19 protein-coding genes and 1 pseudogene are annotated in these 21,386 nt (G+C 73.2%); 18 read left to right on the top strand and 2 right to left on the bottom strand.

The window, feature by feature from the left end; all coding sequences use genetic code 11:
• Positions 1-35 precede the first annotated feature (35 nt).
• The 12 genes from dnaJ (at position 36) to leuA (ending at position 14,503) form a co-directional block, all read left to right on the top strand.
• Positions 36-1,151 carry a molecular chaperone DnaJ gene (dnaJ, locus tag JOE38_RS02865; protein ID WP_104294079.1) on the top strand — a complete coding sequence of 372 codons (1,116 nt, stop codon included), beginning with the start codon at positions 36-38 and terminating at the stop codon, positions 1,149-1,151.
• A 2-nt stretch (positions 1,152-1,153) separates the two neighbouring features.
• The gene (locus JOE38_RS02870) at positions 1,154-1,912 is read left to right on the top strand and encodes a 16S rRNA (uracil(1498)-N(3))-methyltransferase (protein ID WP_204574775.1); all 759 of its coding nucleotides are present in this window, start codon (positions 1,154-1,156) and stop codon (positions 1,910-1,912) included.
• Between the two features lie 28 nt (positions 1,913-1,940).
• A complete protein-coding gene (locus JOE38_RS02875; RefSeq protein ID WP_204574776.1) occupies positions 1,941-2,297 on the top strand; it encodes a histidine triad nucleotide-binding protein in 357 nt (118 codons plus the stop codon).
• Positions 2,284-3,333, top strand: a complete 1,050-nt coding sequence (locus tag JOE38_RS02880; protein WP_204574777.1) for a PhoH family protein — start codon at positions 2,284-2,286, stop codon at positions 3,331-3,333. The genes JOE38_RS02875 and JOE38_RS02880 overlap by 14 nt, the downstream gene beginning before the upstream one ends.
• Positions 3,330-3,791, top strand: a complete 462-nt coding sequence (gene ybeY, locus JOE38_RS02885; protein ID WP_043669058.1) for an rRNA maturation RNase YbeY — start codon at positions 3,330-3,332, stop codon at positions 3,789-3,791. The genes JOE38_RS02880 and ybeY overlap by 4 nt, the downstream gene beginning before the upstream one ends.
• Before the next feature lie 8 nt (positions 3,792-3,799).
• The gene (locus JOE38_RS02890) at positions 3,800-5,119 is read left to right on the top strand and encodes a hemolysin family protein (protein ID WP_204574778.1); all 1,320 of its coding nucleotides are present in this window, start codon (positions 3,800-3,802) and stop codon (positions 5,117-5,119) included.
• Positions 5,112-6,161 (top strand): GTPase Era, encoded by a 1,050-nt coding sequence (era, locus tag JOE38_RS02895; RefSeq protein WP_204574779.1) that lies wholly within the window; start codon positions 5,112-5,114, stop codon positions 6,159-6,161. Before JOE38_RS02890 ends, era begins: the two co-directional genes overlap by 8 nt.
• Before the next feature lie 111 nt (positions 6,162-6,272).
• Complete coding sequence (locus JOE38_RS02900) at positions 6,273-7,784, top strand: sensor histidine kinase (protein WP_204574780.1); 1,512 nt, start codon at positions 6,273-6,275, stop codon at positions 7,782-7,784.
• Between the two features lie 55 nt (positions 7,785-7,839).
• A complete protein-coding gene (locus JOE38_RS02905) occupies positions 7,840-8,526 on the top strand; it encodes a response regulator (RefSeq protein WP_045527861.1) in 687 nt (228 codons plus the stop codon).
• A gap of 80 nt (positions 8,527-8,606) precedes the next feature.
• Positions 8,607-10,010: an alpha/beta hydrolase gene (locus tag JOE38_RS15995; RefSeq protein ID WP_204574781.1), complete on the top strand. Its 1,404-nt coding sequence runs from the start codon at positions 8,607-8,609 to the stop codon at positions 10,008-10,010.
• The gene (locus JOE38_RS02915) at positions 10,007-12,571 is read left to right on the top strand and encodes a phosphatidylglycerol lysyltransferase domain-containing protein (RefSeq protein ID WP_204574782.1); all 2,565 of its coding nucleotides are present in this window, start codon (positions 10,007-10,009) and stop codon (positions 12,569-12,571) included. Before JOE38_RS15995 ends, JOE38_RS02915 begins: the two co-directional genes overlap by 4 nt.
• A gap of 165 nt (positions 12,572-12,736) precedes the next feature.
• Positions 12,737-14,503: a 2-isopropylmalate synthase gene (leuA, locus tag JOE38_RS02920; RefSeq protein WP_204574783.1), complete on the top strand. Its 1,767-nt coding sequence runs from the start codon at positions 12,737-12,739 to the stop codon at positions 14,501-14,503.
• Positions 14,504-14,569: 66 nt separating this feature from the next.
• Here leuA and JOE38_RS02925 read toward each other — a convergent pair whose 3' ends face one another.
• Positions 14,570-15,247: a trimeric intracellular cation channel family protein gene (locus tag JOE38_RS02925; RefSeq protein ID WP_204574784.1), complete on the bottom strand. Its 678-nt coding sequence runs from the start codon at positions 15,245-15,247 to the stop codon at positions 14,570-14,572.
• Positions 15,248-15,356: 109 nt separating this feature from the next.
• On the opposite strand from JOE38_RS02925, the pseudogene recO reads away from it, so the two are divergent.
• From recO to JOE38_RS02945, 4 genes and pseudogenes are all read left to right on the top strand, one after another.
• Positions 15,357-16,070 (top strand): annotated as a pseudogene (gene recO, locus JOE38_RS02930) (DNA repair protein RecO); the annotation flags it as partial.
• A gap of 194 nt (positions 16,071-16,264) precedes the next feature.
• Positions 16,265-17,131, top strand: coding sequence for an isoprenyl transferase (locus JOE38_RS02935; protein WP_204574786.1), 867 nt, complete (start codon positions 16,265-16,267; stop codon positions 17,129-17,131).
• A 9-nt stretch (positions 17,132-17,140) separates the two neighbouring features.
• Entirely contained in the window at positions 17,141-18,250 is a 1,110-nt protein-coding gene (locus JOE38_RS02940; protein WP_204574787.1) for a Gfo/Idh/MocA family protein, read from the top strand.
• A gap of 109 nt (positions 18,251-18,359) precedes the next feature.
• Positions 18,360-19,745, top strand: coding sequence for a glycine--tRNA ligase (locus JOE38_RS02945; protein WP_204574788.1), 1,386 nt, complete (start codon positions 18,360-18,362; stop codon positions 19,743-19,745).
• Positions 19,746-19,796: 51 nt separating this feature from the next.
• Here JOE38_RS02945 and JOE38_RS02950 read toward each other — a convergent pair whose 3' ends face one another.
• Positions 19,797-20,330 (bottom strand): aminoacyl-tRNA deacylase, encoded by a 534-nt coding sequence (locus tag JOE38_RS02950; protein WP_204574789.1) that lies wholly within the window; start codon positions 20,328-20,330, stop codon positions 19,797-19,799.
• Positions 20,331-20,381: 51 nt separating this feature from the next.
• Between JOE38_RS02950 and JOE38_RS02955 the strand changes: the two genes are divergently transcribed.
• Complete coding sequence (locus JOE38_RS02955) at positions 20,382-21,107, top strand: DsbA family oxidoreductase (protein WP_204574790.1); 726 nt, start codon at positions 20,382-20,384, stop codon at positions 21,105-21,107.
• Entirely contained in the window at positions 21,104-21,310 is a 207-nt protein-coding gene (locus tag JOE38_RS02960) for a hypothetical protein (RefSeq protein ID WP_204574791.1), read from the top strand. The genes JOE38_RS02955 and JOE38_RS02960 overlap by 4 nt, the downstream gene beginning before the upstream one ends.
• Positions 21,311-21,386 lie beyond the last annotated feature (76 nt).

Genomic DNA, 21,386 nt, shown 5'->3' on the forward strand with positions numbered 1-21,386 from the left:
TGATCCCCACGACCATCACCACCGAAGGGCCCGACGTGGCTGACCACTACGAAGTACTCGGCGTGAGCCGCGAGGCGACGCCAGAGGAGATCAAGAAGGCGTACCGCAAGCAGGCGCGCCAGCTCCACCCGGACGTCAACGACGCCCCCGACGCCGCCGAGCGGTTCAAGCTCGTCACGCACGCGTACGACGTGCTGTCGGATCCCCATCAGCGCCAGCAGTACGACCTCGGCCCGCAGGCCGGCTTCGGCGGACAGGGCGGCCAGGGCTTCGGCGGCTTCGGCGACATCTTCGAGACGTTCTTCGGCGGCCAGCAGGGCGGCGGCGGACGCGGGCCGCGCTCGCGCCAGGAGCGGGGCCAGGACGCGCTCCTGCGCGTCGAGGTCGAGCTCGAGGAGGTCATCTTCGGCGTGCACCGCGACCTCGAGGTCGACACGGCCGTCGTGTGCGACACGTGCCACGGATCCTGCGCGCAGCCCGGCACGAGCGCCGTCACGTGCGACATCTGCCGCGGCTCCGGCAGCATCCAGCGCCAGGTGCGCTCGCTGCTCGGCAACGTCATGACCTCGAGCCCGTGCGGCACGTGCCGCGGCTACGGCACCGTCATCCCGCACCCGTGCCCCACGTGCCAGGGCCAGGGTCGCGTCCGCGCGCGCCGCACCGTGCCGGTGGACATCCCGGCCGGCGTCGACACGGGCCTCCGCCTGCAGATGCCGGGCTCCGGCGAGGTCGGCCCCGCGGGCGGCCCGAACGGCGACCTGTACCTCGAGATCAAGGTCAAGCACCACGAGGTCTTCAGCCGCAACGGCGACGACCTCCTCGCGACCGTCGAGGTGAGCATGGTGGACGCGATCCTCGGCAGCGACGCGCACATCGAGGCGCTCGACGGCGACGTCGACCTGGAGCTGCGTCCCGGGATCCAGAGCGCAGAGATCATCACGGTGCGCGGACGCGGCGTCACGAAGCTCCGCGGCTCCGGGCGCGGCGACCTCAAGATCGGGATCCAGGTGGTGACGCCGCAGAAGCTCGACCACAAGGAGCGCGACCTCATCCAGCAGTTCGCGCGCCGGAACAAGGCGCCCGCGCCGCACCTCGCGCACTTCCAGCAGGGCCTGTTCCAGAAGCTCCGCGACCGCTTCCTCAACGTCTGACCGTGGCCCACTTCTACCTGGCCGACGACATCGGCGCCTCCGACCTCGCGGTCGGCCGCCTGCTCGTGCTCGCCGGGCAGGAGGCCAGGCACGCCGTGACCGTGAGCCGGGTGCGCTCCGGCGAGGGGATCCTCGTGGGCGACGGGCGCGGCACCATCGCCTCCGGCACCGTCACGTCGGCCGAGCCGCAGCGACTGGAGCTCCGCGTGGAGTCGGTCGAGGCGCACCCCGAGCCGTCGCCGCGCGTCGTCCTCGTGCAGGCGCTCGCGAAGGGCGACCGCGACGAGCTCGCCGTGCAGGCGGCCACCGAGCTGGGCGTCGACGCCGTGATCCCGTGGCAGGCGCAGCGCTCGGTCTCCCGGTGGGAGGGCGCCAAGGTCGCCAAGGGCCGAGAGCGCTGGCGCGCGATCGTCCGCGAGGCCGTGAAGCAGTCCATCCGCCCGCGCGTACCCGAGGTGGAGCAGCTCGCGACGACCAAGGACCTCGTGCGGATGGCCGCGACCGCGCGCGTCCTGGTCCTCGACCCGACCGCCGAGGCGCGGCTGTCGCGCCTCGACCTCGCGGCGGCCGACTCCGACTCCGACGCCGCGACCGACGTGCTGCTCGTCGTCGGTCCGGAGGGCGGCATCAGCCCCGCCGAGGTCGACGCGCTCCGCGAGGCGGGGGCGATCCCGGTCGCGCTCGGCCCGGGGATCCTCCGCACGTCGACCGCGGGACCGGCCGCGCTGGCGCTCGTCAACGCCGGGCTCGGACGCTGGTGACGTCGCGGGTCCCGCGTAGGCTGGGCGCATGACCAGCAGCGCAGAGCCCACCGTCTTCGAGCGCATCGTCGCCCGCGAGATCCCGGCCGAGATCGTCGCGGAGACCGACCGCGTCATCGCCTTCGAGGACATCGCGCCCAAGGCCCCCGTGCACGTGCTCGTGGTGCCCAAGACGGCCGCGTACCGCGACGTCGTCGAGCTCGCCGCAGGCGACCCCGGGCTCCTCGCGGAGGTCGTCGAGGTCGCGTCGCGCATCGCCGCCGAGCGCGCGGGCGGGCAGTTCCGGCTCCTCTTCAACACGGGGGCCGACGCCGGCCAGACCGTCTTCCACGTGCACGCGCACGTGCTCGCCGGCTTCGACCAGGGGGACCATGTCGGGCTCTGACCCGCGGGGCGGCGCATCCACGCAGGATGACCGCGTCGAGCAGACGGCGACCATGGACGGCGTGCTCATGGTGCGCCTCCTCGGGCCGCAGGACCGGCTGCTCCGGCAGATCGAGCGCGAGCACCCGGACGTCGACGTCCGGGTCCGCGGCAACGAGATCACGCTCGTCGGCACCCGGGCGGACGTGGCAGCGGCCCGTCGGCTCATCGACGAGGTCGTGGCGATGGTGGAGGACGGACAGCACGTGGAACCCCAGGAGATCGAGACGAGCGCACGCCGGCTCGGCGAGGACGACGCGCGGACCCTGTCCGACGTGCTGAGCGAGGCCATTGTGCAGTCTCGCGGCCGCACCGTCCGGCCGAAGACGCAGGGGCAGAAGCAGTACGTGCAGGCGATCGACGAGAACACCATCGTGTTCGGCATCGGCCCCGCGGGCACCGGCAAGACGTACCTCGCGATGGCGAAGGCCGTCCAGGCGCTGCAGCGCAAGGAGGTCGAGCGCATCATCCTCACGCGCCCGGCCGTCGAGGCGGGCGAGCGGCTCGGCTACCTGCCGGGATCGCTCACCGACAAGATCGACCCGTACCTCCGGCCGCTGTTCGACGCGCTCAACGAGATGATGGATCCGGAGCTCGTCCCGAAGCTCATGGCCTCCAACACCATCGAGGTCGCCCCGCTCGCCTACATGCGCGGCCGCACGCTCAACAACGCGTTCGTGGTGCTCGACGAGGCGCAGAACACGACGCCCGAGCAGATGAAGATGTTCCTCACGCGCCTCGGCTTCGGCTCGAAGATGGTGGTCACGGGCGACATCACTCAGGTCGACCTGCCCACCGGGTCCAGCGGCCTGCAGCTGGTCACGCGCGTGCTCGACGGCATGGACGACATCCACTTCTCCCGCCTCACGAGCGACGACGTCGTGCGGCACACCCTGGTCGGCCGCATCGTCGACGCGTACACGCGCTACGACGCGGAGCGCCAGGCCGCCGACCACCTCCGCGCCGAGCGCCGCACCGCCCCTGGGAGCACCCGATGAGCATCGAGATCAACAACGAGTCGGCGATCGAGGTCGACGAGCCGCTCATCCAGCGGCTCGCCACGTACGCGCTCGACACCCTGCACGTGCACCCCGACGCGGAGCTCGCCATCGTGATGGTGGACGAGGGCGCCATGGAACAGCTGCACGTGCAGTGGATGGACGAGCCGGGGCCCACCGACGTCCTCAGCTTCCCGATGGACGAGCTGCGCCCGGGCACCGAGGACCGGCCGACGCCCGCCGGGCTCCTCGGCGACATCGTCGTGTGCCCGCAGGTCGCGGCCGAGCAGGCGGTGACGGCCGGGCACTCCACGATGGAGGAGATCCTGCTGCTCACGGCGCACGGGATCCTGCACCTGCTCGGCTTCGACCACGCCGAGCCCGACGAGGAGCGCGAGATGTTCGGTCTCCAGCGCGACATCCTGATCGGGTTCGCCATGAGCGAGCGCGGGCGCTGACCCCCTCGATGCTCACCCTCCTCCTCCCCGCGTTCCTCCTCGTCGTGCTCGGCGGCCTGTTCGCCGCGGCGGAGTCGGCCATCTCCTCGCTGTCCCGCGCGGACATCCAGGAGCTCGCCCTCACCTCGCGCGCCCGGCGCTCGATGCTCGCCATCTCCGCCGACACCGGGGCGTACATCAACGCGCTCGGCTTCGTGCGCATCATCGCGGAGACGGGTGCCGCGGTCCTCGTGACGCTCGCGCTGGCCTCGACGATCGCCGAATGGTGGATCACGCTGCTGGTCGCCGCCGCGATCATGACGGCCGTGTCCTTCGTGCTCGTCGGCGCGAGCCCGCGCTCCGTCGGCCGCGTCCACGCCCGTCCGCTGCTCGCGTGGACGGCGCTGCTCGTGCGCGTCATCCGCGTGGCCATCGGGCCCGTCGCCGACGCGCTCGTGGCCCTCGGCAACCGGGTGACGCCCGGGCGCCCCAAGACCGTCGCGACGTTCACCAGCGAGGAGCAGCTGCTCAGCATGGTCGACGAGGCGACGGAGCTGGAGGTCCTCGAGGAGGACGACCGGGAGCTCATCCACTCGATCTTCGAGTTCAACGACACGGTGGTGCGCGAGGTCATGATCCCCCGCACGGACATGGTGGTCGTCGAGCAGACCGTGCACGTCGGATCCGCGCTCGGGCTCTTCCTGTCCCGCGGCATCTCGCGCGCGCCCGTCACGGGCCGCGACTCCGACGAGATCGAGGGCGTGCTCTACCTCCGCGACCTCGCGCGCATGGTCTACGAGCGGCCCGAGGAGGCGGAGCGGACGACCGTGGACCAGCTCGCGCGCCCCGCCGTCTTCGTGCCCGAGTCGCAGAAGGCCGATGCGCTGCTGCGGCAGATGCAGCTCGAGTCGAACCACCTCGCGATGGTCGTGGACGAGTACGGCGGGATCGCCGGGCTCGTGACGCTCGAGGACCTCATCGAGGAGCTCGTGGGCGACATCAGCGACGAGTACGACCGCGACGTGCCGGAGTTCGAGGACCTCGGTGACGGCGTGTACCGTGTGAGCGCCCGGCTGCCGATCGACGAGCTGGGCGACCTGTTCGGGCTCGAGCTCGACGACGACGACGTGGACAGCGCCGGCGGACTCCTCGCGAAGACCCTGGGGCGCCTGCCCGAGCGCGGATCCGTCGTGCGCGTCGGCGGGCTCGTCCTCACGGCCGACCGCGTCGAGGGGCGCCGCACGCGCATCAGCACGATCCTCGTCGAGCGCGACAGCGCGGGCGACGACGACGACCACGAGGCGGCCCCCGCGGGCGCCGCCGCCAGCAGAGGACACGACCATGACTGATCCCCGGGACGACGGGATGCCCGACGAGGCTGCACCGCTCGACGACGCGTCTGCCGACGCGACCGCCGAGCCGGCCCCGCTCTCCGACGAGGCGTGGGGCATCGACCGCGCCGCCGAGCCGTCGCGCGCGAAGCGCAAGCCGCGCGGCGGGGCGCCCGCCTACCGCGCCGGCTTCGTCTCGTTCGTCGGCCGACCGAACGTGGGCAAGTCGACGCTGACGAACGCGCTCGTGGGGGAGAAGGTCGCCATCACCAGCTCCAAGCCGCAGACGACGCGCAAGGCCATCCGCGGCATCGTGCACCGGCCGGACGGGCAGCTCATCCTCGTCGACACCCCCGGGATCCACCGACCGCGCACGCTCCTCGGCGAACGGCTGAACGCACTGGTGCAGACCACGCTCGGCGACGTCGACGTCATCGGGCTCTGCATCCCCGCGGACGAGCGGATCGGCCCAGGCGACCGCTTCATCAACGAGCAGCTCGACGAGTACCCGCGCGCCCGCAAGATCGCGATCGTCACCAAGACCGACTCCGCCTCGCGCCACGCGGTCGCCGAGCAGCTCCTTGCCGTGCAGGAGCTGCGCGACTGGGACGCCATCGTGCCCGTCTCGGCCGTCGAGGCGATCCAGCTCGACGCGCTCGTGGGCGAGCTGCTGAAGGCGCTGCCCGTCTCGGAGCAGCTCTACCCGTCCGACGCCGTCACCGAGGAGGGCCTCGAGGCCCGCATCTCGGAGCTGATCCGCGAGGCCGCGCTCGAGGGCGTCCAGGACGAGCTGCCGCACTCCCTCGCCGTGACGATCGACGACATGATCCAGCGCGAGGACAAGGAGCTGCTCGAGATCTACGCGAACCTCTTCGTCGAGCGCGACAGCCAGAAGGGCATCGTCATCGGCGCGCAGGGCTCGCGGCTGAAGCACGTCGGGCAGGTGGCGCGCGCGCAGATCGAGCCGCTCGTGGGCACGCGCGTGTTCCTGTCGCTGCGCGTGAAGATCGCGAAGGACTGGCAGCGCGACCCGAAGCTGCTCGGCCGCCTCGGCTTCTGATCCGCGAGGGGCGGCGTCCGCGTACATCCCGCGGATGAGATCGGGGCGCCGCGGCGGGGATCATCGTCCGCCGGGGGCGCCCCGGCCGGGCGCGGCACGTACGGTGGTCGCATGCTCCGACGGATCCCGAGGTACCAGCTCGTCCTCGACGTCGTCCTCGCGGCGGCGTTCGTCGCCGTCCTCTCTCCCGGGTCGATCGGCGTGGCGGCCGCGAGCGCGTTCGGGGTCTTCTCGTTCGCGACCTCCGAGGTCTCCCTGGTCCTCGTGCTCCTCATGGGCGCGGCCCTCGCCGTCCGCCGGCTCGCGCCGGGGCTCTCGCTCGCCGTCGCGTGGGCGGGCGCGATCATCCAGATGGGAGCCGGAGCCGCGGTCGAGCCCGGCGACATCGCCATCGCGGGCGTCGTCTACTGCACCGCGGCGTACGGCGGCCGCATCGTCCGGGCGCTGGGCCTCGCCTCCGCCATCGTCGGCGGCGTGGTCGCGGCCTCCTACCTGTCGTACGCCTCGGGCCGCGTCCCCATCGGCAGCCAGGCGTTCAGCACGGGGGAGTGGACCGCGTTCGCGACCCTGTTCCTGTTCCTGCTCCTGTGCGCGTGGAGCGTGCTGCTCGCGTCGTGGACGGCCGGCCGCCTCGTGGTCGCGTCCCGCGCGTCGCACGCGAGCCGGGACGCCCAGGAGGCCGCCGAGCGCGACCAGGCCCGCGCGCTCCAGGACGTCGTCGTCGAGCAGGAGCGCAACCGGATCGCGCGGGACATGCACGACGTGGTCGCCCACTCGCTCGCCGTCGTGATCGCCCAGGCCGACGGCGCGCGCTACGCCCGGCTGGTGGATCCCGAGGCCGCGGACGAGGCGCTGCGCACCATCTCCGCCACCGCCCGGCAGGCGCTCGGCGACGTGCGGATCCTCCTGGCGCAGCTCCGGCACAGCGAGGACGACGCCCCCCAGCCCGAGCTCAAGGAGCTGAGCGACCTCATCGACCAGATGCGCTCCACGGGCCTCACCATCCGGTTCCTCGAGACGGGCCAGCCCGGCGAGTTCGGCACCGGGCAGCAGCTCGCGGTGTACCGGATCGTGCAGGAGGCGCTGACCAACGTGCTGCGGCACGGCGACGTCGCGCACCCCGTCGAGGTGGAGCTCGCGTGGGAGCCGGACGGCGTCTCGGTGTCCGTGCGGAGCCGGACGCTCCCGGATCCGGTGCGACCCGCGCGCACCACGACCGGCATCATCGCCCTCCCCGTGCTCCCGCCCGCGCCCGCCACCCCCGCGCAGCCGGTCGGCCACGGCCTCGCCGGCATGCGCGAGCGCGCCACGCTCTCCGGCGGCCGCTTCTCCGCGGGCGTGCGCGAGGGCGTGTGGACCGTGTCCGCCTGGATCCCGTTCGCGCCCGCCACGCGCCCCGTGCCCCGCGTCCCCGTCGCCGGCGCGTCCGTCGGCACGGGAGCCGACGCTCCCAGCCGCCCCCTCACCCTCGACGAGCTGTTCCCGCCGGAGGCCGCTGCCGCGGGCACCGCGACACCCGGAGCGCCCGCCGCGCACGTCAGCCCGCACCGCACGGCCGCCGCCCGCGGGGCTGCCGCCTCCGCCGCGCGGCGCGCGCGCGACGACCGGCCAGCCGGATCCTGACCCGCCGCGCCTCAGCGGTACGCTCCCCCCGCCGACCCCGATCGAAGGACCCTCCGTGCCCACCCCACCCATCCGCGTCGCCCTGGTCGACGACCAGGCCCTGTTCCGCACGGGCGTCCGCATGCTCATCTCCTCCCAGCCCGACCTGGAGTTCGCCGGCGAGGCCGCCAACGGCCAGGAGGCCGTGGAGCTCGCGCGCACCGAGCACCCCGACGTGATCCTCATGGACATCCGCATGCCGGTCATGGACGGGATCCAGGCCACGGCCGAGGTCCTGCGCGCGGCGGACGCGCGGGGCGACCGCCCGCCGCGCGTCCTCGTGCTCACGACCTTCGACCTCGACGAGAGCGCCGCGCGCGCCATCCGGGCCGGCGCGAGCGGCTTCGTGCTGAAGGACGCGGACCCCGAGTTCCTGCTCGCCGCCATCCGCACCGTCCACGCGGGCAACTCGGTCATCGCGGCGTCCGCGACGAGGCAGCTCCTCGAGCACTTCGACCCGGGATCCCGGCCGCGGGTCGCCCCGCCCGCGTTCGCCTCGCTCACCTCGCGCGAGCGGGAGATCTTCGTCCTCGCGGCGCGCGGGCTCAGCAACGCGGAGATCGCGCAGGCGGAGTTCCTCAGCGAGGCGACGGTGAAGACGCACGTGAGCCGCATCCTCGCGAAGCTCAGCCTCCGCGACCGCGTGCAGCTCGTGGTGTTCGCCTTCGAGCACCGGCTGAACGGATCGCCGACCCAGGGCTAGCCGATCCCCGCGCCACCCTGCTCGCTCAGGATCGCGTGGGCTAGATTCGATCGCCTTCGTTCCCGCCCCAGAGGACCACCGTGCTCCACGATCTCGCCGACCTCCCGATCATCTCGGCGTCCTTCGTGACCGCCGCGACCGTCGTGCCGATCGTCGGCCTCGTGCTCCTCTTCGTGGTCGCGCGCCGGGCGCGGATCCTCACGGGAGCGCGCACGGCGCATCCCGTCAGGACCGCGCGGGCCCTCCTGATCGGCGCGATCGTCGGTGGGCTCGCCGGTCTCGCCCTGGCATGGGTCCTCGGGGACCTCCTCGACCTCTTCGGGGTGATCCTGTCCGTGCCGACGCGCGTCTGGACGGCGCTCGGCGGGCTGGGGCTCGGGGTGGCGGTCGTGGTGGTCGCGCGGAGCCGGCGCGCGGTCACGGGCGTGGGCGGCCGTGCGGCTCCGCCACGTGGTCTGCGCATCCTGCACACCGCCATCGCGATCCTGATCGCCCCGCTCGTGGTGTTCGCCGCCGCGATCGGGATCAACGCCGACCTCCAGGAGTACCCCAACATCGCGGCCGCGTTCGGCATCTCGCGGATCAGCCCGCTCGACGTCTCGGCGCTGCCCGCCCCGGACGCCACGGGCGGACCGGACGGCACGGACTCCACGGCACCGGTCGAGGGGACCTGGCGGGCGTCGGAGAACCTGCCCGCCCGCGGCCGCGTCGGCAGCGTCACGATCCCGGGGACGCAGTCGGGCTTCGCCGCACGCGACGCCCTCGTCTACCTGCCCCCGGCCGCGCTCGTGTCCGACGCTCCCGACCTCCCCGTCGTGGTGGCGATGTCGGGACAGCCCGGATCCCCGCTCGACCTGATCGCCTCCGGTCGCATGGACAGGGTCCTCGACGAGTACGCCGCCGTGCACGGCGGCCTCACGCCCATCGTCGTCATCCCGGACCAGCTCGGCGCCCAGGACGCGAACCCGATGTGCGTCGACTCCCCGCTCGGGAACACGTCGACGTACCTCACGGTCGACGTGCCCGCCTGGATCACGGCGAACCTGCGCGTCCTGCCGGGGCCCGCCCACTGGGCCATCCTCGGCTTCTCGCAGGGCGGCACCTGCGCCGCCCAGATCGGTGCGGCGCGCCCCGACCTCTTCGCGACCATCGTCGACATCTCGGGCGAGGTCGCCCCCACGCGCGGTGGCGACACGGTGGCCGCCGCGTTCGGCGGATCGCAGGCGACGTACGCCGCGGCGTTCCCGGCGGCGATCATGGAGTCGCGCGCGCCGTATCCCGACACCACGGCGTTCTTCTGCGTGGGCGAGGTCGACCAGCAGTACCGTCCCGAGGTGGAGCAGGTGGCGGCGGCGGCGAAGGCGGCGGGGATGGACACGCACATGAGCACGGCGCCCGGACGCGCCCACGACTGGGGAGCCGTCAACACGTGCGTCCACGACATCATGCCGGCGCTCGGCCAGCGCCTGGGGCTCACGCCGTGACGGCGCGGCCCCGCATCCTCACGCTCCAGGGCGCCGTCCGAGCGCTGCTCTCGCGACTGGTCGCGCAGCCGGTGACCCTCGGGATCGCCGGGGTGATCCTGCTGCTCGCCGTGCTGCCCGCCGTCTCCGGAACGTGGCGCCGCGTCGTGCACCACGAGCTGGCGACGGGCTACGAGGCAGTCGTGGAGCGCGGACACTGGTGGACCACCGCCACGGCCGCCTTCCTCACCGACGGCCCCGTGGAGCTCGTCGTCTCGATCCTCGCGGTGCTGGTGCTCGTGGGCGTCGCGGAGCACCTCATGGGCTGGTGGCGCACGCTCCTCGGCTTCGTGCTCACCGGGACCGTCGGCTCGCTCCTCGGCATCGCGGTGCAGGCTCAGGGGCTCGTGGACGGCGAGCTGTGGTCGCACGGCGTCCGGGGCATCGCGACGGCGGATCCGCTCACGGCGGTCGCGGGCGTGCTCGCGCTCTCGAGCGCGTGGGCGGGCGTCCTGTGGCGGCGCCGCATCCGCGTGGTGCTCGTCGTGGTGGTGCTCGTGTTCCTGCTCTACTCGGGCCAGCCGAGCGATCTGTACCGGCTCCTCGCGATCCTGGTCGGCGGCGTCGTCGGCGCGCTGCTGCATCGGCCGGCCGGGGGAGCGCGCTGGCAGCGGAGCTCCCATCACGAGGTGCGCGTGATGCTCGCGGCGGTCGTCGCGATCCTCGGCACGGGCCCCGTGATCGCGCTGCTGTCCCGCAGCCGCTACGGCCCGCTCGCGCCCATCGCGCTGCTGTTCGTCGACGACCGGGTGCCGGGCGACGCGATCTCGACCCGCTGCCTGTCGAGCGACTTCACGCACGACTGCCTGCAGGAGATCATGCTCGCGCGGATCGGCGGCGGGGTCGGTCCGATCCTGCTCTCGGTGGCGCCGCTGCTCGCCCTGCTGGTCGCCGCGTACGGCCTGGCACGCGGGCGGCGCTTCGCCGTGTGGCTGGCGGTCAGCGTCAACGTGCTGCTCGCCGTGCTGTCGGCCTACGCGTTCGGGATGCTCGTGCACCGCGACATGGTCTCCCCGCGGCTGTCCGCGTCGCCGTCCGCGCACCCGGAGGCGGTCGCGGCCCTCATCGCCTCGGTGGCGCTGCCGCTCGGCAGCGCGATCATCCTCGTGCTCCTGCGCCGGCACTTCACCATCCTCTCGACCGCCCCCGCGATCCGGCGCTTCCTCGTGACCACGGGCGTCGCCCTCGCCGGTCTCATGGCGCTCTTCGTGGCCACGGGGCTCGCGCTCTCCGACGCGTTCACGCGCCCGGTGGACCTGAACGACCTGCTGGCCGAGGCCCCCGACCGCTTCATCCCGGCGTCGTTCCTGCGGGGCGAGTCGCTCGACTTCCTGCCGACCGACCCCATCACCGACGTCGTCTACCGCGGGGTCGGCCCGGTGTTCTGGATCATCCTGGTCATCGCGAGCCTGCGCGCCATCGCCGACGTCCGCATCGCCGCCGTTCCCCGGGCGCAGGCGCGCGTCACGCCGGCCCTCCGCCGCGGGGCGATCGGCTCGCTGTCCCACATGGCGACCTGGCCGGGCAACTCGTACTGGATCGCCGCGGACGGGCAGACGGTCGTGGCCTACCGCGTGGTGGGCAGCGTCGCCATCACCACGGCCGCGCCCCTCGGGCCGCCCGCCGACGACCGGGCGCTCCGCGATGTCCTCGGCCAGTTCGCGCGCTTCGCCGACGACAACGGATGGACCCCCGTCTTCTACAGCGTGCCCGCGTCGATGACGCCGCTGTTCCGCGACATGGGCTGGGAGACGCTCGTCGTCGCCGAGGAGACCGTCGTGCGCCCGGGCACCTGGCAGACCACGGGCAAGAAGTGGCAGGACGTGCGCACGTCCATCAACCGGGCCGACCGCGCCGGCATCCGCGCCGAGTGGACCACCTGGGCCGAGCTGCCGCTCGCCTGGGCCAGCCAGATCGAGCAGATGTCCGAGGAGTGGGTCGCGGAGAAGGAGCTGCCCGAGATGGGCTTCACGCTCGGCGGCGTGGAGGAGCTGCGCGATCCGGCGGTGCGGCTCATGCTCGCGATCGACGCCGACGACCACGTGCAGGCCGCCACGAGCTGGCTGCCCACCTGGCGCGACGGCGAGGTCGTCGGCTGGACGCTCGACTTCATGCGCCGCCGCCCGGACGGCATCAACGGCGTGATGGAGTTCCTCATCGCCCGCTCGGCCATGCGGATGAAGGAGGACGGCATCGAGTTCATGAGCCTGTCCGCCGCACCGCTCGCGCAGACCCGCGCGGCCTCCCCGAAGGGCGAGCACGAGGACGCGGGCGCCGGCCAGGAGCCGCAGGAGAGCGCGGTCGAGCGGATCCTCGAGTTCCTCGCCGACTCGCTGGAGCCGGTCTACGGCTTCCGCTCGCTCCTGGAGTTCAAGCGCAAGTTCCAGCCGGAGCTCGTGCCGCTGATCATGGCCTACCCGGACGCGACCGCCCTGCCGACCGTCGGCCTCGCGCTCACCCGCGCGTACCTGCCGTCGACGTCGGTGCGCGACCTGACCCGCGTGCTCCGCTCCGCCCGATGAGCGCCGGCCGCGCGCCCCGGCGGGTGCGGACCCCCGCGGCGCCGGTGTAGCGTGGTCGCATGCAGTCTGGCCGCCTCCTCCTTAGTCGCCGCGGCGAGGCCTGATCCGGCCCTCCTCGTCGCGGAGTCCCGTCACGGCTGACCCGATCGAGACGAGGAGACGACCATGAAGAACACGCAGACCCCCAGCGGGATGCCCATCCACAAGTACCGCCCGTTCCACGAGCAGATCGCCGTGGAGCTCCCCGACCGCACCTGGCCCGGCCGCCGGATCACCGAGGCCCCGCGCTGGTGCGCGGTGGACCTCCGCGACGGCAACCAGGCGCTCATCGACCCGATGAGCCCCGAGCGCAAGCGGATCATGTTCGACCTGCTGGTGCGCATGGGCTACAAGGAGATCGAGGTCGGCTTCCCGTCGGCCAGCCAGACCGACTTCGACTTCGTGCGCAGCCTCATCGAGGAGGGCGCGATCCCGGACGACGTCAGGATCCAGGTCCTCACGCAGGCCCGCGAGCACCTCATCGCCCGCACCTACGAGTCGCTGCGCGGCGCGAAGCAGGCCATCGTGCACCTCTACAACTCCACGAGCGTCCTGCAGCGCGAGGTCGTGTTCCGCACCGACAGGCAGGGCATCATCGACATCGCGCTCGAGGGCGCCCGCCTCTGCAAGCGGTACGAGGAGACGATCCCCGAGGTCGACGTCCACTACGAGTACTCGCCCGAGAGCTACACGGGCACCGAGCTCGAGTTCGCGGCGGAGATCTGCAACCGCGTCGTCGAGGTCTTCGACCCGACTCCCGAGCGCAAGGTGATCCTCAACCTGCCCGCGACCGTCGAGATGGCGACCCCGAACGTCTACGCCGACTCCATCGAGTGGATGTGCCGCCACCTCGACCGCCGCGACGAGGTCCTCGTCTCGCTGCACCCGCACAACGACCGCGGCACGGCCGTGGCCGCCGCCGAGCTCGGGTACCTGGCCGGGGCCGACCGCATCGAGGGCTGCCTCTTCGGCAACGGGGAGCGCACCGGCAACGTCGACCTCGTCGCGCTCGGCATCAACCTGTTCACGCAGGGCATCGATCCGCAGATCGACTTCAGCGACCTGGACGGGATCAAGCGCACGGCAGAGCACTGCAACCAGCTGGCCGTGCCCGAGCGCAGCCCCTGGGCGGGCGACCTCGTCTACACGGCGTTCAGCGGATCCCACCAGGACGCCATCAAGAAGGGCTTCGAGGCGATGGCCGCGGACGCCGCGGCGCAGGGCGTCACGGTGGACGAGATCCCGTGGGCCGTCCCGTACCTGCCGGTCGACCCGCAGGACCTCGGCCGCTCCTACGAGGCCGTGATCCGCGTCAACTCGCAGTCCGGCAAGGGCGGCGTCGCGTACCTGCTCAAGGCCGACCACTCGCTCGACCTGCCGCGCCGCCTGCAGATCGAGTTCTCCGGCGTGGTGCAGGCGAAGACCGACGCGGAGGGCGGCGAGGTCACGAGCGCGCAGATCTGGTCGATCTTCCAGGACGAGTACCTGCCCGCGCCGCTCGACCGCGTCGAGGAGAAGTGGGGCCGGTTCGAGCTCACGTCCACGCGCACGTCGAGCGACATGGGCGGATCCGTGTCCCTTGAGGTCGAGCTCCGCGACGGCGACGCGGTGCGCGAGGCCTCCGCGTCCGGGAACGGGCCGATCGCCGCGTTCCTCAAGGTGCTTGCCGACCAGGGCGTCGACGTGCGCCTCCTCGACTACGTGGAGCACGCGCTCAGCGCGAGCGGCGACGCGCTGGCCGCGTCCTACGTGGAGCTCGAGGTCGAGGGCGTGCGCCTCTGGGGCGTCGGCATCGACGAGGACAGCTCGACGGCGTCGCTCGAGGCGATCGTCTCCGGCGTCAACCGGGCGATCCGCCGCACCGTGCGCGAGCCGGAGCTGGCCGCGGTCTGATCCCCTCGGGGCGGCAGGCGCTCCCACGACGACGGCCGGGCGGCGACGCCCGGCCGTCGTCGCGCGTCAGCGGCGCGGGCGCGGCCGGCGCAGCGCCGTGAAGCGCAGGCGGCTGAGCGCGCGCTGCTCCGGCAGGCTCCAGCCGAAGCGCACGGCCAGGAGCCGCGTGGTGGCCGTGACGGCGACGCAGACGATGGCCGCGATCCACATGGGCACGCCGAACCCCGCGAGCACGACGACGATGACGGCGCCCACGCCCGCGGCGACCGCGTAGAGCGAGCCCACGTGCATCATCGCGATGGGCAGGTTGAGCAGGAGGTCGCGGACGAACGACCCGCCGACCGCCGACACCACGCCGATGAAGACGGCCGGCACCCCCGGCACCCCGGCCGCCAGCGCCTTCGACGTGCCGATGGCGCAGAAGAGGCCGATGGTGAGCGCGTCGAGGGCGGTGATGACCACGTCGAGGCGGGTGAAGATCCGCTCGAGCAGCATGCCGCCCAAGGCCGCCGCGACCGCGACGAGCATGAGCCAGTTGCTGGAGAGCGCCGCGGGCGTGACGTCGAGGAACACGTCGCGGAGGAGCCCGCCGCCGAGGCCCGTGGCCGTGCCGATGATGGCGACGCCGAGCAGGTCGAGGCGGCGGTCGCGGAAGCCCGCCGCGAACATGGCGCCCTGGAGGCTGCCGATGCTGACCGCCAGGAGGTCCGCCCAGAGCGGGATGGTGAGGGGGACGGGATCCATGGCCTCCCCTTGATAGCACAGCGCGGGTGCCGCGCCCGGCCGCGTGACGCCGGGCGGCCCGGCCCGCGCGGCGGCGGGGGAGCGCAGGTGCGGGGCGGATAATCGAGGGGTGCCCCTCTACCGTGACGAGATCGTCGTCCTGCGCACCCACAAGCTGGGCGAGGCGGACCGGATCGTCACGATGCTCTCGCGCCAGCACGGCAAGATCCGCGCGGTGGCGAAGGGCGTGCGCCGCACGCAGTCGAAGTTCGGCGCCCGGCTCGAGCCGTTCATGGTCGCCGACGCGCAGTTCTTCGAGGGCCGCACGCTCGACATCATCACGCAGGCCGAGTCCATCGCCTCCTACGGCGCCCTCATCGCGGCCGACTACGGCAGCTACACGGCCGCCAGCGCGATGGTCGAGACGGCCGACCGCGTGACCGAGGACGAGGGCTCGCTCCAGCAGTACCTGCTCCTCGTGGGCGCGCTCCGGTCCCTCAGCCGCCGCGAGCACGGCGCGAGCCTCACGCTCGACTCGTACCTGCTGCGCAGCCTGTCGATGGCCGGATGGGCGCCGAGCTTCCAGGACTGCGCGGTGACGGGCGCGCCCGGCCCGCACTCCGCCTTCGTCGTGCAGCTCGGCGGCGTGGTGGCCGACGCGGCCGCCCCGCCCGGATCCCCGCGGCTCGACCCCGACACCCTCGCGCTCCTCTCCGCCCTCCTCACGGGCGACTGGCCCCACGCCGAGGCCGCCACGCTCCGGTCGCAGGCGCGCGCGAGCGGCGTGGTGGCGGCGTACGCGCAGTGGCACCTCGACCGGGGGATCCGCTCGCTCGGCCTCGTCGACCGCAGCGACGCGCGCCAGCTGCTGCCGCCCACCGAGCGGCCCGTGCCGCTCGACGCGCCCGACCTCGACGGCGCAGAACCCGATCCCGCCGCGGCCCTCGCCGCCGCGACCGCGTCCGCGGTCCGGTCCACGCCGCCCGCCGCCGAGCCCGCCCCGCCCGCCGACCGCCCCCGAGCACAGGAGACGACCCCATGAGCCGACGCCCCGAGGTCCCCGGACGCACCGACCTCCCGCTCGACTGGACCGGTGAGCAGCCGCCCGCGATCCCCGCCGACCTCGTGCCGAAGCACATCGCGGTCGTCATGGACGGCAACGGCCGCTGGGCGAACCAGCGCGGGCTCCCGCGCACGGCCGGCCACCAGGCGGGCGAGGAGGCGTGGTTCGACACCGTCGCGGGCGCCGTGCAGCTGGGCGCCACGCACCTGTCCGTCTACGCCTTCTCGACCGAGAACTGGAAGCGCTCGCCCGCCGAGGTGCGCTTCCTCATGGGCTTCAACCGCGACGTGATCCACCGCCGCCGCGACCAGCTGAACGCCTGGAACGTGCGGATCCGCTGGGCCGGCCGCCGCCCCCGGCTCTGGCGCAGCGTCATCGACGACCTGCAGGTGGCCGAGGAGATGACCAGGCACAACACCGGGATGACGCTCACGATGTGCATCAACTACGGGGGCCGCACCGAGATCGGCGACGCCGTGCGCCGCATCGCCGAGGAAGTGGACGCCGGCCGGCTCAAGGCGTCGCGCGTCGACGAGCGCACCATCCAGCGCTACCTGTACCTGCCGGACGTGCCGGACGTCGACCTCTTCATCCGCAGCTCCGGCGAGCAGCGCACGAGCAACTTCCTGCTGTGGCAGTCGGCGTACGCGGAGATGGTGTTCCTCGACCGGCTCTGGCCCGACTTCCGCCGGAAGGACCTGTGGGACGCCGTCGAGAGCTACGTGCACCGCGACCGGCGGTTCGGCGGCGCGGTCGACGCCCACGCCGCGGGCGAGGACGAGGGCTCGGCCGAGGATCCGGACGCCGAGGGCGAGGGCGACCCCGAGCCGGCCGCTCAGTAGCATCGGGACGTGAGCACACCCGAGACCGCGCCCCGTCCCTCCGCCTCCGTCGCCTCGCCCGAGGGCGGCGACGCCCCGATCCGTGTCGGCCTCGTCGGCTACGGCCTCGCCGGCCGCGTCTTCCACGCGCCGTTCCTCGCCGCGAGCCCCGACTACCGCATCGCCCTCGTCTCCACCTCCGACCCGGACCGCGCCGCCCAGGTGCGCGAGCGCCACCCCGGCGCCGACGTGGTCGCCTCCGCGGACGAGCTGTTCGCGCGCTCCGCCGAGCTCGACATGGTCGTCATCGCCTCGCCCGCCTCCGCGCACCTCCGCCAGGGCCTCCAGGCCCTCGACGCGCACCTGGCCGTCGTGATGGACAAGCCGTTCGTCGCGACCGTGGACGAGGCGCTCATGCTCATCGAGCGCGCCGAGGCGCTCGGCGTCCCGTTCTCCGTCTTCCAGAACCGGCGATGGGACGGCGACTTCCTCACCGTGAAGGCGCTCATCGACTCGGGCCGTCTCGGGGAGGTCCACCGCTTCGAGTCGACGTTCGAGCGCTGGGGCGGACCCGTGCGTGACCGCTGGCAGGACCGCGAGACGCCGGCCGACGCCGCGGGCATCTCCTACGACCTCGGCAGCCACCTCATCGACCAGGCGCTCCAGCTGTTCGGCCCGGTCGCCGACTTCGCGGCCGAGCTGGCCACCGTCCGCGACGGATCCGCGAGCGACGACGACGCCTTCTACTCGCTGCTGCACGAGTCGGGCGTGCAGTCGCACATCACCGTCAGCCGCGTCGCCGCGTTGGCGGGCCCGCGCTTCCGCGTGCTCGGCACCGCCGGCGCGTACGCCGTGCACGGGCTCGATCCGCAGGAGCCGCTGCTCAAGCAGGGCGCGTCACCGACCGACCCCGGCTTCGGCGAGGCGCCCGAGGCGGAGTGGGGGACGCTCGTCGAGGCGGCGGGGGATCCCGCGGGGGAGCGGATCCCCACCGAGCGCGGACGCTACGCCGACTTCTACCGCGCCATGGCCGACGCCGTCCGCGGCCGCGGCCCCGTGCCGGTCGAGCCGCGCGACTCCCTCGAGACCGTCCGCATCGTGGAGCTCGCCCACCGGCGGACCGCGGGCGACGAGGACTGAGCGCCCCGCCCGTAGACTGGGGGCCGCCTTTCCCGGTGACGCCGGCATCCCGCCGGACCGTCGCCGACCGCCGACCGGGCACCCAGTCCGGCCCTACCTTGGAGCAAACGTGGCAACCCCCTCGCGTCTCGACCCCGTCATCAACCTCGCCAAACGGCGCGGGTTCGTCTTCCAGGCGGGTGAGATCTACGGCGGCTCGCGCTCCGCGTGGGACTACGGGCCGCTCGGCGTGGCGCTGAAGGAGAACATCAAGCGCCAGTGGTGGCAGACCATGGTCAACGGCCGGGACGACGTCGTGGGTCTCGACTCCTCGGTGATCCTGCCCCGTCGCGTGTGGGAGGCCTCCGGCCACGTCGAGGTCTTCAGCGACCCGCTCGTCGAGTCGCTGCACACGCACAAGCGCTACCGCGCGGATCACCTCCTCGAGGCGTACGAGGCGAAGCACGGACACCCGCCGGTCAACGGCCTCGCCGACGTCAACGACCCCGACACCGGCCAGCCCGGATCCTGGACCGAACCGCAGAACTTCTCGGGCCTGCTCAAGACCTTCCTCGGCCCGGTCGACAACCAGGAGGGCCTGCACTACCTCCGCCCCGAGACCGCGCAGGGCATCTTCGTCAACTTTGCGAACGTCCTCAGCGCCGCGCGCCAGAAGCCGCCGTTCGGCATCGGCCAGATCGGCAAGAGCTTCCGCAACGAGATCACGCCGCAGAACTGGATCTTCCGCACGCGCGAGTTCGAGCAGATGGAGATGGAGTTCTTCGTCGAGCCCGGCACCGACGCCGAGTGGCACCAGTACTGGATCGACGCGCGCTACGCCTGGTACACCGACCTCGGCATCGACCCGGAGAACCTCCGCCTGTTCGAGCACCCGGCCGAGAAGCTCTCGCACTACTCGACCCGCACGGTCGACATCGAGTACCGCTTCGGCTTCGCCGGCGGCGCGTGGGGCGAGCTGGAGGGCATCGCGAACCGCACCGACTACGACCTGCGCACGCACTCCGAGGCGTCCGGCCAGGACCTCTCGTACTTCGACCAGACGAAGAACGAGCGCTGGATCCCGTACGTCATCGAGCCCGCGGCCGGCCTCACCCGGTCGATGATGGCGTTCCTCGTCGACGCGTACCACGAGGACGAGGCGCCGAACGCGAAGGGCGGCGTCGACAAGCGCACGGTCCTCCGTCTCGACCGCCGGCTCGCGCCCGTCAAGGTCGCGGTGCTGCCGCTGTCGCGCAACGAGAAGCTGTCGCCGGTCGCGCGCGAGCTCGCCGCGGAGCTCCGCAAGGTCTGGAACATCGAGTTCGACGACGCGGGCGCCATCGGCCGCCGCTACCGTCGCCAGGACGAGATCGGCACGCCGTTCTGCGTCACGATCGACTTCGACACGCTCGACGACCAGGCCGTCACGGTGCGCGAGCGCGACACCATGGCGCAGGAGCGCATCCCGCTCGACGACCTGATGGGGTACCTGGCCGGGCAGCTCATCGGCGCCTGACCCGTCGATCCCGCACGGCCGATCCGCCGTCCCCGACCCGCCTCGCGCGGGTCAGGGGCGGCGGATCGTCAGTTCGTCCGTGATGTCGCCGACGGACGCGCCGAGCGCGGCCACGAGCGCGTCCGCGTCCACCAGGGCCGAGACGCCGTGCTCGCCGCCGCCCATGCCGATGCGCCGGCCCGCGATCCGCTCGTCCGCGTAGACGGGCAGGTCGCCCTGGGCGCCGAGCGGCGTGATCGTGCCGCGCTCGTACCCGGTCGCCTGGAGCGCGACCTCGGGCGCGGGCATCGAGAGCTTGTTGACGCCCACGAGCGCGCGCAGCTTCGCCCAGCTGATCTGCCGGTCGCCCGGCACGAGGGCGATGAGCAGGCCGCCGTCGTGGCGCTTCACCACGAGCGACTTCACGAGGTGCGACGGCGCGATGCCGAGGCCGCGGGCCGCCTCCTCGAGGGATCCGGCGTCCGGGCGGTCGACGACCTCGACGTCGATCCCGAGGCGGGCGGCGTGTGCCAGCACGCGGGCGCGGCCGCGAGGAGCGGCGTCGTCGGATGCGGGAGGGACGGTGGAGGGGGAGGTGTCGGCCATGCTCGGGCAACACCGCGGGAATGCCCCGTCTTCCCGACCGGTTGCCCACCCGTGACCGACTCCTCCGCCCCCGCCCTGCCCGCCATCCGCGTCGACGTCTGGTCGGACATCGCGTGCCCGTGGTGCTACGTCGGCAAGCGGCGCTTCGAGGCCGGAGCGCGCGCCTTCGCCGAGCGGACGCCGGGTGCGCCGGAGATCGAGGTCACCTACCGCTCCTTCGAGCTCGCCCCCGACACCCCGGTCGACTTCCAGGGCACCGAGGTCGACTTCCTCGCGGGCCACAAGGGCATCCCGGCCGACCGCGTCACGACGATGCTCGACGACATGACCCGCCTCGCCGCCGCCGAGGGCCTCGCCTACGACTACGACGCGCTGCAGCACACCAACACGGTGCTGGCCCACGAGCTGCTGCACCTGGCGCGCGTGCGCGGCGTGCAGCTCGAGATGGTGGAGCGGCTGCTGAAGGCGTACTTCACCGAGGGGCGCCACGTGGGCCGCGTGCCGGATCTCGTCGAGCTCGCGGTCGAGGTCGGCCTCGACGCCGACGAGGCGCGCGAGGCCCTCGAGTCGCATCGGCACCTCGACGACGTGCGCGCCGACCAGGCGCAGGCGATGGCCTACGGGATCCAGGGCGTGCCGTTCTTCGTGATCGACGAGCGCTTCGGCATCTCCGGCGCGCAGGACCCGACCGTCTTCGCGTCCGCGCTCGGCGAGGCGCTGGCCGCGCGCGACGGCGACACCGTCCGCGTCGTCGCGGGCGAGGAGGCGACGCGATGAGCGCGGCGCCCGCCACCGGCGCGCTGCCCGTCGCCGCGAGCCCGTTCACGATGCTCGGCGCTTCCGACGCCGCCGCCTGCGAGGGCGACGCGTGCCTCGTGCCCGGTGCCTCCACGGCCGACTCGCCGGCCGCGAACGACGCGTCCGCGGCCGCCGACCTCGCGCGCGTGCGCGACGCGATCGACGCCGGGCGGGCCATCTGACCGTCCCTCCCCAGGCGCCCGCCGCCTGGCCCCCGCGGGGATCGCGCCCCGCGTCCGCCGCCCGCCGTCCCGTCTG

The organism is Clavibacter michiganensis, assembly GCF_016907085.1.
Lineage (GTDB): Bacteria > Actinomycetota > Actinomycetes > Actinomycetales > Microbacteriaceae > Clavibacter > Clavibacter michiganensis_O.